This window comes from Hydrogenophaga sp. ANAO-22 (assembly GCF_042466645.1).
Lineage (GTDB): Bacteria > Pseudomonadota > Gammaproteobacteria > Burkholderiales > Burkholderiaceae_C > Hydrogenophaga.
Genome location: NZ_CP159956.1, coordinates 3,043,533 through 3,056,123 on the forward strand (window position 1 = coordinate 3,043,533; position 12,591 = coordinate 3,056,123).

Genomic DNA, 12,591 nt, shown 5'->3' on the forward strand with positions numbered 1-12,591 from the left:
CTTTCATGGGTCCTGCGGGACAGGACGGCCAACCAGCATAGCGTCTTGGTGATGGAGCCTCCGAAAGCCGATGGCCGCCGTGGACGGATCGTCCATCGGCGGCCATCGGCCAGGGGGCGTGGTCAGAACCGCGGTTTAGCCGCCGTTGCTGCTGCGCGATTCCACGCGTTCGGCGCGCACGTCACCCCGTGCCTTGCTGTCGGCCAGCACCGGCTGGGCGTATTGGCCGGAGAACAGTTCGTTGGCCTTGACACCGGTCTGGCCGTCGATCACGTAGTCGCCCGTGCGGATGGCTTCGGCCACTTCGGCCCTCACTTCGGCGCGGGTCTTGCCCACGGCGGCGGTGGCGGTCACGGCCTTGTCGGCGCGGGCTTGGGCGTACTGGGCGGGGAACAGCTCGTTGGCCTTGGCGCCGGTCTGGCCGTCGGCCACGATGTCGCCGGTGCGGATGGCTTCGGCCAGCTCGGCCTTCACCTCAGCGCGGCTCTTGCTCACGGCCACGGGCTGGGCGTAGAGGTGGGGGCGAGGTCCTTGTAACGGGCACCGGTTTCGCCGTCGGCGATCAGGTCACCGTTGCGTTGAGCCTGGATCAGTTCGGCACGGACTTGTTCGCGGGTCTTGCCCACGGAGGCATCGGCGGCGAAGGCGTGGCCGGCAACGAGGGTGGAGAGGGCGATGGCAACAACAGACAGCTTTTTCATGACAGTTTCCTTGGAGAGGGTTGAACATGCCGGTCGGTCCGTTGTGCGGTCTGGCCGGCTTCGATGCCTCTGCGGAGGGGTTTGCGTGCATCGATGGGATGAACTGTAAAGTTTCTGAATCAGAAGAAAAACAGCACTTGAAGGCTTTATGTATTGCTGAATTGGCAACAATGATGGCAAATTTCTCCGGGAAAACCCTTTAAATTGGGTCTCATGGACCGTCTGACTTCAATGCGTGTTTTTCAGAAAGTGACCGACGAAGGCGGCTTCGCGGCCGCCGCCCGGGCGCTCGACCTGTCGCCCGCCGTGGTCACGCGGCTGGTGGCCGATCTGGAAGACCACCTGGGCACCCGCCTGCTGCACCGCACGACGCGCCGCGTCTCCCTCACCGACGCGGGCGAGAACTACCTCGACCGGGTGCGCGTGATCCTGCAGGAGCTCGACGAGGCGCACGCGCTGGTGAGCTCACAGACCAGCGAACTCGCGGGCGTGCTGCGCCTGCTGGCGCCGCCCGTGCTCGCCACGCACGTGCTCGCGCCCCTGGTCAGCGGCTTTCGGCAGGCCTACCCCAAGATCCTGCTCGACATCGACGTGGAGTCGCACCGCGAGCCCCCGATCCAGGACTACGACATCACGCTCATGGGTACGCCCGCCTCGTTCGATGCCAACGTGATCGCGCGCAAGGTGCTCTCCAGCGTCACCGTGCTGCTGGCCTCGCCCGCTTATCTCCAGCGCAAGGGCACGCCCGTGCGGCCCGAGGACCTGGCGCAACACGACTGCCTGCGCTACAGGGCCGCGGTGGGCCGGGGCCGCAGCTGGCGCCTGCTGCACGAGACGGACGAAGCCCGCTTCGTCGACATCGAGGTGCGGCCCGTGCTCTGGGTCAACCACCCCGACACCCTGATGCACGCCGCGCTCGATGGCGCCGGCATCGGTGCCTGCGCCATCGGCCTGGCCGCGCCCTTCATCGAAAGCGGCGAGCTGGTGCGCGTGCTCAACCCCTGGATCACGGACCGGTTGACGATGTACGCGGCCCTGCCCAGCCGCAAGTTCATGCCGCGCCGCACCGAGGTGTTCCTGGACTACCTCGTCGAGCAGACCCGAGCCCGCGTGGGCAGCGCGCTCACCACCTGCACGCCCGCCGAGGCCAGTTTGGCGGTCTAGGTCGCGCGGTTCAGGTGGGCACCCTCTCTTTCGCGTAGTCGACGAAGAAGTCGAAGCTGCCCGGGTTCTGCATGGCATCGGGGCTGGCCACCTGGTCGGGTGGCGCGCCGAGCAGCAGCTTGCGCACCGGCACCTCCATCTTCTTGCCGCTGAGCGTGCGCGGGATGTCGGCCACCTGCAGCACCTCGTTGGGCACGTGCCGCGAAGAGGCCTTCGACCGGATCTGCTCGACGATGCGCGCCTTGAGCGCCTCGTCCAGCGCCAGGCCGGGCTGCAGCACCACGAACAGGGGCATGAAGGAGGGCCGGCCGAGGTACTCCAGGTCCACCACCATGCTGTCGCGCACCTCGGGCAGCTCTTCCACCACCCGGTAGATCTCGGCGGTGCCCATGCGGATGCCGAAGCGGTTGATGGTGCTGTCGGAGCGGCCGTAGATCACCGAGGTGCGGCGCTCGGTGAAGCGGATCCAGTCGCCGTGGCGCCAGACGCCGGGGAAGGTGTCGAAGTAGCTTTCCCGGTAGCGCCGGCCGTCCGGGTCGTTCCAGAAGAAGACCGGCATGGAGGGCATGGGCTGGGTGATGACCAGCTCGCCCACCTCGTTGATCACCGGCTGGCCCGCGTCGTTGTAGGCCTGGGCGGCCACGCCCAGTTCGGGGCACTGGATCTCGCCCGCGTGCACCGGCAGCGAGGGCGCGCAGGCCACGAAGCCGGCCGCGATGTCGGTGCCGCCGCTGATCGAGGCGAGCCAGACGTCGGGTTTGACCGCGCTGTAGACCCAGCGGTAGGCATCGATGGGCAGGGGCGAACCGGTGGCGTTGATGGCGCGCAGGTGCTGGAGCGAACAGAAGTCGCGCGGCCGCAGGCCGTCCTTCATGGCGTTGATGAGGAAGGCCGCACCGCAGCCGAACAGGGTGACGCCCTGTTCGTCGAGGAAGCGCCAGAGCGCCTGGGTGTCCGGCCAGCCGGGGTTGCCGTCGTAGAGCACGATGGAGGCGCCCGTGAGCAGCGCGCCGACCTGCCAGTTCCAGACGATCCAGCCCGTGCTGCCCAGGAACAGCAGCCGGTCGCCCGCGCGCAGGTCGTGCTGCAGGGCCATGGTCTTGAGGTGCGTGAGCACGATGCCGCCGTGGCTGTGCACCATGGCCTTGGGCAGGCCGGTGGTGCCGGAGGAGTACACGATCCAGAGCGGGTGCGCGAAGGGCACCCGCTCGTAGCGCGGCGGCGCCGCGTGCTGGATGCACTCGGACCAGTCCAGGCGGTCGCGCCAGCCCACGGCGCGGGTGGTGTGCGCCGGGCCGTGCACGTGCACCACGTGCCGCACGCTGGGCAGTTCGGCGAGCAGGTTCTCGACCTGGGGCGCGCGGTCGTGCGCCTTGCCGTTGTAGCGGTAGCTGTCGGTGGCGAACAGCACCTTGGGTTCGATCTGGCGCAGCCGGTCCAGCACCACGGTGGGCCCCATGTCGGGCGCGCAGCTGGACCAGATGGCGCCCACGCTCGCGCAGGCCAGGAAGGCGATCACCGTCTCGGGCCGGTTCGGCAGGTAGCTGGCCACGCGGTCGCCGGGGCCGACGCCGAGCGAGCGCAGGGTGGCGGCGAGCGCGGCGGTGTCGCGCTCCAGCGAGGCCCACGAGAGGCTCAGCAAGGGTTCGTCTTCGGCGTGCGCGAGGATGGCGGGGCGCTCGGCGGTGGCGTTGCGGAAGATGTGCTCGGCGTAGTTCAGGCGCGCATTCGGAAACCACTGCGCATGCGGCATTCGCCGCTCGCCGAGCACGGGTTGCGGGCTGCCCTCGGCCACCACCTCGAAGTGTTCCCAGATGGATTGCCAGAAGCCGTCGAGGTTTTCGGTGGACCAGCGCCAGAGCTCGTCGTAGGAGGTGGTGCGCACGCCCTTGTGTTCGCCCAGCCAGGCCTGGTAGTGGGCCAGGCGGCTGGACCGCACCTGCTCGGCGGTGGGCGACCAGAGCAACTCGCCGGCGCCGTCCGGCAAGGGGTGGGCGTTCGAAGCGGTGGTGGTCGCCATGATCAGAAGCGGTGGCGGATGCCCACGCGCAGCGCGTTCTGGCTGTCGTCGGACGACGGGCCGTTGGTCACCAGCACCGCGCGCGTGTTCGGGCCCGAGGCCTTGCGCGCGTTGTAGGTCACGTACACGTCGGTGCGCTTGGAGAGGTAGTAGTCGGCGCCCAGCGTCACGGTGGTCCAGGCGGAAGACGCCAGCTTGGCGCGCTGCACGCCCGAGGACAGGATCAGCTCGCCGAGCTTGTACGACAGCGAGAGGCCGACCGTCTTCATCGCGTCCGAGGCGCCGTTGGCCAGCTCGAACGTCGAGCGCGTGGTCAGGGCCGCCACGGTGGCGGGCCCGAAGGCGTAGGAGGCGCCGATGCCGGTGGCCTGGTACTCGGGCAGCACGAAGGCGGTGGCCGCGGTGGCCAGCGGGGTGCCGAGGAACTGCGACACGCCGTAGCTGCTGCCCGGGCGCACGGTGTGGCCCTGGATGCTGGTGGTGGCCACGCCCAGGTTGAACGGGCCGTTGCCGTAGGTCGCGCTGGCGCTCCAGGCGTTGCCCGCGTTGGTCGCGCTGGTGCCGCCTTCGGAGAGCGCGCGCTGCACCGCGACCTTGAAGCCGGCGAGGTCGGGACTCACGTAGGTGATCTGGTTGTCCAGCCAGGCGCCGGCCACGCGGTCGGCGTCGCCCGGCGTCATGCCGTAGATGCCGGTGTTGAAGCCCGGGTGGTAACGCAGCAGGGCGCCCACCATCTGGTCGAACTGGCGGCCCACCGTGAACTGGCCCAGCTTCTGGTCGGACAGGCCGACGAAGGCCGCGCGGCCGAACGCCAGGCCGCCCTGGCGCAGCGTGCCGTTGTCGGTCGCCACGCCCATCTCCAGGTTGAAGATCGCGGCCAGACCACCACCGAGGTCTTCGCGCCCACGAAAGCCGATGCGGCTGCCCTGGGACACGCCGTCGTCCACGCGCGTGATGCCGCTGCCGCCGACGTTGCTCACCCGGCTCAGGCCGATGTCCAGCACCCCATAGAGGCTGACGCTCGACGTGGGCGCGGGGGCCGTTTGCGCGGATGCGCTGAGCGGGCTCAGCGCGACCATGCCGAGGCAGGCCAGACCAACGAGTTTCGAATGTTTCACAGTGCTTGCTCCATTTGCCAGTGGTGGCGCCTGCGTGGCGCCGGTTGCGATTCCGGAGCGGGTGCTCCGGGCCTTGGGTGAGCCTTGCGGCCGTTTTCGGGCAACAGAAGTCCCGGCACGTGCGCCCTGGGGCGCGCGCGCAGCGCTCTGTCGGGGGGAAAGGAAATGGCTTGCGGGTGCGCTTGGCTCAGATCAACGTCAGCAGGCGGCGCGGGGTCTTCACCAGGATGGTGTCCACGTCGGCCTGGGTGAATCCGCGGCGCAGCATGCGCGGCGCGATGTTGGCGAAGATGTGCTGGTAGCCGTGGCCGCCGTAGCGGCCCAGCCGGGTGCGGGTGCAGATGTCGTGGCTGATCAGCACCTGATCGCGGTGGCCCCGGTCGACCAGCAGCTTGACCATGCGCAGCCGCGCGCCGTCGTTGGGCATGTCGATGTCGGCCGCCGGGTAGGCGGTCTGCTCCCAGCCGAACAGGTCGAACTCGATCACGCAGCCGGTGTCGGCCAGGCGCAGCAGCCGGTCGTCGTCGAAGATCGTGCGGTCGATGTGGCTGATGACCACGCGGTCCACCGGCAGGCCGCGCGCGCGGATGAAGTCCACCACCTCCATGGGCTGGTCGGCATCGCGCCCGGGGTGCACGTTGAGCGCGGCCCCGGTGGCCTGCATCGCGGTGAGCGCGCCGTGCATGACGCGCCGCTCCAGGTCCGTCCACGGGGCCTGGCAACCGATCTCGCCGATGATGCCGGCGCGCACCTGGGTGCCCCAGGCGCCCACGGTGAGTTGCTCCACCATCTCGCGCGCGAAGTCGTCGGCCGTTCGCGTGTGGTTGGCCGGGTGCTGGTAGTCGTTCACGTAGTGGCCGCAGCCCATGACGATGTGCACGCCGGTGGCGCGCGCCACCTCCACCAGCCGATCGGGCTGGGGGTTGAGGCCGCCCACCGTGAGGTCCACCAGCGAGGCGCCGCCCGCGGCCTTCATGTCGCGCAACTCGGCCACGGCCACGTCGGTCTCGTCCAGCCGGTAGTTGCGCATGAAGGGCTTCTGGCCGTAGGCGATGCCCCAGCAGTTGCAGAGCTCGATGTCGGCTTCCTGCTCGGCCGGCGGGTTCAGGCGCAGCGGGGGCGGCGTGAGGTCGATGAAGACGTGCTCGTGCATGAGCGTGGGCCCCAGCGCGGCGGGGTCCACCAGGCCGAGCACGGTCTGCACGCGGCCTTGGCGGGGCTCAACCGTGCTCATGGCTGAAGGCCCTGGCCGTAGCGGTCCACGAAGGCCTCGAAGGCACCGTGGAAGCGGTCCAGGTCCTCGTCGGTCAGCGGCAGCGACAGCACGATGAAGCCGCGCCGCGCCACGTAGAAACCCTGGGCCAGCATGTGGAAGAAGAACAGGTCCTTGACGATCTGTTCGGCGGCGGGGATGTCGTCGCAATGGCGGATCTCGCCCGGCGTGGCGTGCAGGTTCATGAGCGTGCCCAGGCCGGTGAACTGCAGGCGGGTGCCGCGCGCCCGGGCGGTCGCGTTCAGGCGCTCGCGCAGCGCGTCGCCGCGCGCGTTGAAGGCCACCGCCGCCTCGGGCGTGTAGATCTGGCTCAGACCCGCGATGCCGGCCGACATGGTCATCACGTTGTTGTTGAAGGTGCCGGCGTGGCCCAGGTGGCCCGGCGCGCGCGGGTCGAACAGCGCCATCACGTCCTGCCGGCCGCCGAAGGCGCCGAAGGACATGCCGCCACCGATGTACTTGCCCAGCGTGGTCATGTCCGGTGCGATGCCCAGGGCGGCCTGGCGCCCGCCCGGCGCCAGGCGCGAGGTCATCACCTCGTCGAACACCAGCAGCGCGCCGGTCTCGGTGGCGAGGCGGCGCAGGTCGGCCAGGAACTCGGGGCGCCCGACGATGCAGCCCCCAGCGCCCTGCATGGGCTCGACCAGGATGGCGGCCAGGTCTTTCGCGTGCTCGGCCACCAGCGCGGCGGTGCCGGCCTGGTCGTTGTAGGTGCCCAGCACGAAGTCGTGCGGCACGTTGATCGGCGAGTGGCCGGCGGCGAAGGTGAGCACGCCGCCGTGGTAACCGCCCTTGAACACGAGGATCTTCTGCCGACCGGTGAAGTGTTTGGCCGCCGCGATGGCCAGCAGGTTGGCCTCGGTGCCGGAGTTGGTGAAGCGCAGGCGCTGCACCGAGGGGAAGCGGCTGGTCACCAGTTGCGCCAGCCGCGCTTCGAGCAGGTTGTGGCCGGTGAGGTTGATGCCGCCGTCCAGCGCCGCCTGGATGGCTTCGCGGATCACCGGGTGGCTGTGGCCGTACAGGCCGGCCGTGAACTCGCCCAGGAAGTCGAGGTATGGATGGCCGTCCGCGTCCCAGAGGCGGGCGCCTTCGCCGCGGGCCATGGCCAGCGGAAAGGGGTCGTAGTAGAGCACCGAGCGGGTGTTGCCGCCGGGCATGACGGCGGTGGCCGCCTGGTAGCGGCTTTGGCTCTGGGGGTGGCGCGCCACGTAGGCGTCGCGCAGCTGGCTCAGTTCGGTGTCGAGGTTCATGTGATGGTCAGAGAAAGCAGGGGAAATCAGCCGGCGGTGTCGTCCAGCGGCCAGAGGGGGCGCCGCACGTTGCGGTAAGGCAGGGTGCGCAGGTCGGTGGCGTGGATGCCGCCCGATTCCACGAACACGATGCCGCGCGCGATGGGTTCGAGGTCGGCGCGGAAATGGTTGATGCCCTTGAGGGCGAGCACGTTGAGCCGCTCGACGTCCACGCCGAGCACGCGGTACTGGCCGCGCTCCTCGGCCTGCACGCGGTTGCTGGCGACGATGACCTGCACCTCGCCGCATTGCAGCAGGGCGCTGGCGCCGATGGAGGCCGGTGTGCCGGTCTTGAAGGGGCCGCTGCGCACGAAGCGGCCGTCGGAGACCGCGAGCACCTGGGCGCGCACGGCCACGGGCCCGCCGCCGAAGGCCGGGTCGGTCTTGCCGCCGATGCGCAGGTCCAGCGCCTGGCCCACGCCGACCTCGATCGCCTGGCGCGCGCTCTCGGGGTCGTGGAGCAGCCCCACCAGCGTGCCCGGCAGGTTGGCGGCCAGCAGGGCCTGCAGCAGGGCGGTGGCGTCGCCGTAGCCACCGCCGCCCGGGCCGTCGGTGTAGTCGGCCAGGATCAGCGGGCCGCGGCCCTGGGCCGGCTCGCGGCAGCGCGCCAGCGCCTCGTCGACGCTTTGCAGGTGCACGGTCTTCTGGTCGCGCCAGCGGTAGGCGTCGTCGATCAGCTCGTCCGCCACGCGCTGGCACAGCGCGGCGTCGCCGTCGCCGACCACCAGCACCGAGGGGCCGGCTTCGTAGACGTCGCCCATGTAGTAGCCCGCGTTCAGGCTCACATCGAGCACGGCCGCCTCGCGCTGCTCCCAGGCCCGCGCGCGGGCGTGCAGGCGCGTCATGGGGCCCTCGCGCAGCGTGCGGCCCAGGTCCATGCCGGCGATCATGTCGCGCCGCGCGAGGTGCACGCGCGGGCGGATCTCGCCGGCCAGGGCGCGCCCCACCAGCGCGCAGGCCCGCTGGCCGGCCTCGTACTGGTCCACGTGCGGCGTGGTGCGGTAGCTGGTGAGGATGTCGGCGTAGCGCACCATGGCGTCGGTGACGTTGGCGTGCAGGTCCAGCGTGGCGGCGACCACCACGCGCGGGCCGACCTGCTGGCGGATGCGGCACAGCAGATCGCCCTCGGGGTCGGGCAGGCCTTCGACGAACATCGCGCCGTGCAGCGACAGCACCACGGCGGCCACGTGAGGGTGCTCGGCCAGCGCGCGCAGCATGGGCTCGGTGAGCGCGTCGTAGGCCGCGCGGGTGACGGGCCCGGCGGTGGAGGCGCAGGCGCTGACCGTGGGCACGAGCTGCCAGCCCTGCGCCTGCGCGGCGTCGATGATGCCGCCCAGCTCGGTGCGCGTGCCGCGCATGCGCTCGACGATCTCGTCGCCGAACAGCAGCTCCTCGCGGCCGAACTCGGCCAGCGTGGTGCGCAGCCGGCTGAAGGCGTGGCTCTCGTGGCTGAGCCGGGCCACCACCACTTGGGGGGCGCTCATGCCGTGGCTCCGTGGAAGGCGAAGCCGCGGCCGGGCACCGAGTCCAGCAGGGCGCGGGTGTAAGCGTGGGCCGGGTCGGCGAACACCTGGTGCGCCGGCCCTTCCTCGACGATGGCGCCCTGGTGCATCACGATGATGCGGTCGCAGATCTGGTTGGCCACGCGCAGGTCGTGGGTGATGAACAGCAGGCCGATGCGCAGGCGTTGCTGGATGTCGTCGAGCAGCTCGAGGATCTGCGCCTGCACCGACACGTCCAGCGCCGAGACCGCTTCGTCGGCGATCAGCACCTGCGGGTTGCAGGCCAGCGCGCGCGCGATGCAGATGCGCTGGCGCTGGCCGCCCGAGAACTCGTGCGGGTAGCGGTGCAGCGCGTCCGGGCGCAGGCGCACCAGGCGCATCAGCTCCTCGGCGCGGGCCCAGGCCTGTTCGTGGCGCTGGCCGGCGTTGACCGCGCCTTCGATGATGGACTCGCCCACGGTCTGGCGCGGGTTGAGCGAGCGGTAGGGGTCCTGGAACACCACCTGCACCTGCTCGCGGAACGCCTTGAGCCGGCGCCCGCTGGCTTTCTCCACGGCCTCGCCGTGCGACAGCACCTCGCCCGCGCTGGGGTCGATCAGGCGCGCGATGCAGCGCGCCACGGTGGACTTGCCCGAGCCCGATTCGCCCACGATGCCCACCGTCTCGCCGGGGCGCACGCGCAGCGACACGTCGCGCGCGGCGTGCACGTCCTTGCGGCCGCCGAAGAGGCGCCGCGTGCTGTAGGTCTTGGCCAGGCCACGCGCCTCGATCAGGGGCGCGGCCTCGGCCACGGGCGCGCGCCGCACCGGCTCGAGACCGGGCACGGCCGAGAGCAGCATGCGGGTGTAGGGCTCGCGCGGCGCCTGCAGCACCGCGAGCTTGGGGCCCTGCTCGACCATCTCGCCCAGTCGCATCACCACCACGTGGTCGGCGATCTCGGCCACCACGCCGAAGTCGTGCGTGATGAAGAGCACGGCGGTGCCGTTCTCGCGCTGCAGTTCCCGGATGAGCTTGAGGATCTCGGCCTGCGTGGTCACGTCCAGCGCGGTGGTGGGCTCGTCGCAGATCAGCAGCGCGGGCTTGAGGATCAGCGCCATGGCGATCATCACGCGCTGGCGCTGGCCGCCCGAGAGCTGGTGCGGGTAGGCGCCGAAGATGCGCGGGGGCGAGGGCAGGCGCGTGCGGCCGAACACCTCGAGGATGCGCTCGCGCCGCTCGGCGGGCGAGAGATCGGTGTGCACGGCCAGCATCTCGTCGAGCTGCTGGCCGCAGGTCATGACCGGGTTGAGCGCGGTCATGGGCTCCTGGAAGATCATGGCCATGCGCTCGCCACGCACGCGGCGCAGGCGCTCCACCGGCATGGCCAGCACGTCTTCGCCGAGCAGGCGCACGCTGCCGCGCACGGGCGACACGGCGGGCGGCAGCAGGCGCATCACGGTCTGCGCGATGACGGATTTGCCCGAGCCCGATTCGCCCAGCAGGCAGGTGGTCTGGCCGGCGAAGACCTCGAAGCCGATGCGCTCGACCGCATGGGGCCGGTCGGCGTTGGGGGGCAGTTGCACCGTGAGGTCGTGGACCGTCAGCACGGGCTCGATGGCGGCGTTGGAAAGGGTCATGGTCAGGCTCCGCGGCGGCGCAGTTTGGGGTCCAGCGTGTCGCGCAGGCCGTCCCCGAGGATGTTCACGGCCAGCACCGTCAGCGCCAGGAAGGCGCCCGGGAACAGCACGTTCTCGGGGTGTTCGTTGAAGTTGACGCGGCCCTCGGACATGATGTTTCCCCAGGTCGGGATCTCGGGCGAGAGGCCGATGCCGAGGAAGGAGAGAATGGCCTCGACCAGCATGGCCGAACCGCAGACGTAGGTGGCGTGCACGATCAGCGGGGCCACGGCGTTGGGCAGGATGTGGCGCCAGAGGATCTTCCAGGTCGGTGTGTTCAGCGCGGCGGCGGCTTCCACGTACGGTTCCTCGCGCACCGAGAGCACGATGGAGCGCAGCAGCCGCGCCACGCGCGGGATCTCGGGAATGGCGATGGCCACCACGATGGTCAGCAGGCTGGCGCGCCACATCGAGACCAGCGCGATGGCCAGCAGGATGTTGGGGATGGCCATGAAGCCGTCCATGAGGCGCATCAGCACGCCGTCGAGGCGGCGGAAGTAGCCGGCCACCAGGCCGATCAGGCCGCCGCCCAGCATGGCGAGCACGGCCACCGCCACGCCCACCAGCAGCGAGACGCGCGCGCCGTAGGCGATGCGGCTCCAGGTGTCGCGCCCGAAGCCGTCGGCCCCGAGCAGGAAGAGATGGTCCCTGGCATCGCCGGCCAGGTCGGTGAAGGGCGCGCGCGTGCCGGGCGCGATGTTGATGCTGGCCGGGTCGATGGCGGAGGGGTCCACCGTGCCCAGCCAGGGCGCGGCCAGGGCCACGAAGCTCAGCAGGGCCAGCGCGCAGGCGCCGACGCGCACGGCGCCGTTGGCGCGCACCAGGCGCCAGGTGGAGGGCCGTTGGCGAGCCGGCGTGGCTTCTTCGGGGGCCACGGAGGGCAGGTCGCGGGGATCGGAGGTCATGGTCGTCATTCGGGCAGGTCGGTCAGTAGCGGATGCGCGGATCCAGCAGCACGTAGCTCAGGTCGATCAGCAGGTTGATGAGCACGTAGACCACCGAGAACAGCAGGATCACGCCCTGGATGACCGGGAAGTCGCGCGAGAGCACCGCGTCCACGGTGAGCTGGCCCAGGCCGGGGATGGCGAACACGGTCTCGGTGACCACCACGCCACCGATCAGCAGCGCGATGCCGATGCCGATCACGGTGACGATGGGCACGGCCGCGTTGGCCAGCGCGTGCCGCATGAGGACGGCGCGCTCGGCCAGGCCCTTGGCCCGCGCGGTGCGGATGTGGTCTTCGGTCAAGGCCTCCGACACCGCCGCGCGCGTGACCCGCGCGATCAGCGCGGTGTAGACCAGCGAGAGCGTGATGGCGGGCAGCACCAGGTTCGCGAGCCAGGGGCCCACGCCCGAAGAGAGGCGCGCATAACCCTGCACCGGCAGCCAGCCCAGCTTGAGGGCGAACAGCCAGATCAGCGCGTAGCCGATGACGAACACCGGCACCGAAAAGCCCAGCACCGAGAAACCCATCAGCATGCGGTCGAGCCAGCCGCCGTGGCGCGCCGCCGCGAGCACGCCCAGCGGCACGGCGATCAGCACGGCCAGCACGATGGTGAGCGCGGCCAGCGAGAGCGTGGGCTCCAGGCGCTGCGCGATCAGCGTGGCCACGCTGGTCTTGAAGTAGTAGGACTCGCCCAGGTCGCCGCGCAGCAGCTCCCCGATCCAGATCAGGAACTGCGAGAACAGCGAACCGTCCAGCCCCAGGCTCTGGCGCACGCGGGCGAGGTCGGCCTCGGTGCCCATGTCGCCCACGATGAGCGCCGCGGGGTCGCCGGGCGTCATGCGCAGGATCAGGAACACGAAGACCGCGACGAAGATCAGGACCGGCAGCGTCGAAAGCAGCCGGCGGGCGATGAAGGTGTACAT

Annotated in this window: 12 protein-coding genes; 2 read left to right on the plus strand and 10 right to left on the minus strand. The window is 70.5% G+C overall.

Translation table 11 applies throughout. The features are described 5' to 3' along the window. Positions 1-135: 135 nt before the first annotated feature. Complete coding sequence (locus ABSY19_RS14725; protein ID WP_382152658.1) at positions 136-495, minus strand: hypothetical protein; 360 nt, start codon at positions 493-495, stop codon at positions 136-138. After that, on the minus strand, positions 492-701 hold the full coding sequence (locus tag ABSY19_RS14730) for a DUF4148 domain-containing protein (RefSeq protein WP_382152661.1): 210 nt from the start codon (positions 699-701) through the stop codon (positions 492-494). Before ABSY19_RS14730 ends, ABSY19_RS14725 begins: the two co-directional genes overlap by 4 nt. Before the next feature lie 26 nt (positions 702-727). Between ABSY19_RS14730 and ABSY19_RS14735 the strand changes: the two genes are divergently transcribed. Then, entirely contained in the window at positions 728-904 is a 177-nt protein-coding gene (locus ABSY19_RS14735) for a hypothetical protein (protein WP_382152664.1), read from the plus strand. 10 nt (positions 905-914) lie between these two features. Then, positions 915-1,865, plus strand: a complete 951-nt coding sequence (locus ABSY19_RS14740) for a LysR family transcriptional regulator (RefSeq protein WP_382152667.1) — start codon at positions 915-917, stop codon at positions 1,863-1,865. Positions 1,866-1,875: 10 nt separating this feature from the next. Here the strand turns inward: ABSY19_RS14740 and ABSY19_RS14745 are convergent, their stop codons facing one another. From ABSY19_RS14745 to ABSY19_RS14780, 8 genes are all read right to left on the minus strand, one after another. Then, positions 1,876-3,885 carry an acetoacetate--CoA ligase gene (locus ABSY19_RS14745; protein ID WP_382152670.1) on the minus strand — a complete coding sequence of 670 codons (2,010 nt, stop codon included), beginning with the start codon at positions 3,883-3,885 and terminating at the stop codon, positions 1,876-1,878. A gap of 2 nt (positions 3,886-3,887) precedes the next feature. Continuing rightward, a complete protein-coding gene (locus ABSY19_RS14750) occupies positions 3,888-5,003 on the minus strand; it encodes a porin (protein WP_382152673.1) in 1,116 nt (371 codons plus the stop codon). A gap of 187 nt (positions 5,004-5,190) precedes the next feature. Then, positions 5,191-6,237 carry a phosphotriesterase gene (locus ABSY19_RS14755; protein ID WP_382152676.1) on the minus strand — a complete coding sequence of 349 codons (1,047 nt, stop codon included), beginning with the start codon at positions 6,235-6,237 and terminating at the stop codon, positions 5,191-5,193. Further along, positions 6,234-7,526, minus strand: a complete 1,293-nt coding sequence (locus ABSY19_RS14760) for an aspartate aminotransferase family protein (RefSeq protein WP_382152679.1) — start codon at positions 7,524-7,526, stop codon at positions 6,234-6,236. The genes ABSY19_RS14755 and ABSY19_RS14760 overlap by 4 nt, the downstream gene beginning before the upstream one ends. Positions 7,527-7,552: 26 nt before the next feature. Then, a complete protein-coding gene (locus tag ABSY19_RS14765) occupies positions 7,553-9,049 on the minus strand; it encodes a M81 family metallopeptidase (protein ID WP_382152682.1) in 1,497 nt (498 codons plus the stop codon). Then, positions 9,046-10,683: an ABC transporter ATP-binding protein gene (locus ABSY19_RS14770; RefSeq protein ID WP_382152685.1), complete on the minus strand. Its 1,638-nt coding sequence runs from the start codon at positions 10,681-10,683 to the stop codon at positions 9,046-9,048. Before ABSY19_RS14770 ends, ABSY19_RS14765 begins: the two co-directional genes overlap by 4 nt. A 2-nt stretch (positions 10,684-10,685) precedes the next feature. Next, positions 10,686-11,627: an ABC transporter permease gene (locus ABSY19_RS14775; RefSeq protein ID WP_382152688.1), complete on the minus strand. Its 942-nt coding sequence runs from the start codon at positions 11,625-11,627 to the stop codon at positions 10,686-10,688. A 22-nt stretch (positions 11,628-11,649) separates the two neighbouring features. Then, positions 11,650-12,591 carry an ABC transporter permease gene (locus ABSY19_RS14780; protein ID WP_382152690.1) on the minus strand — a complete coding sequence of 314 codons (942 nt, stop codon included), beginning with the start codon at positions 12,589-12,591 and terminating at the stop codon, positions 11,650-11,652.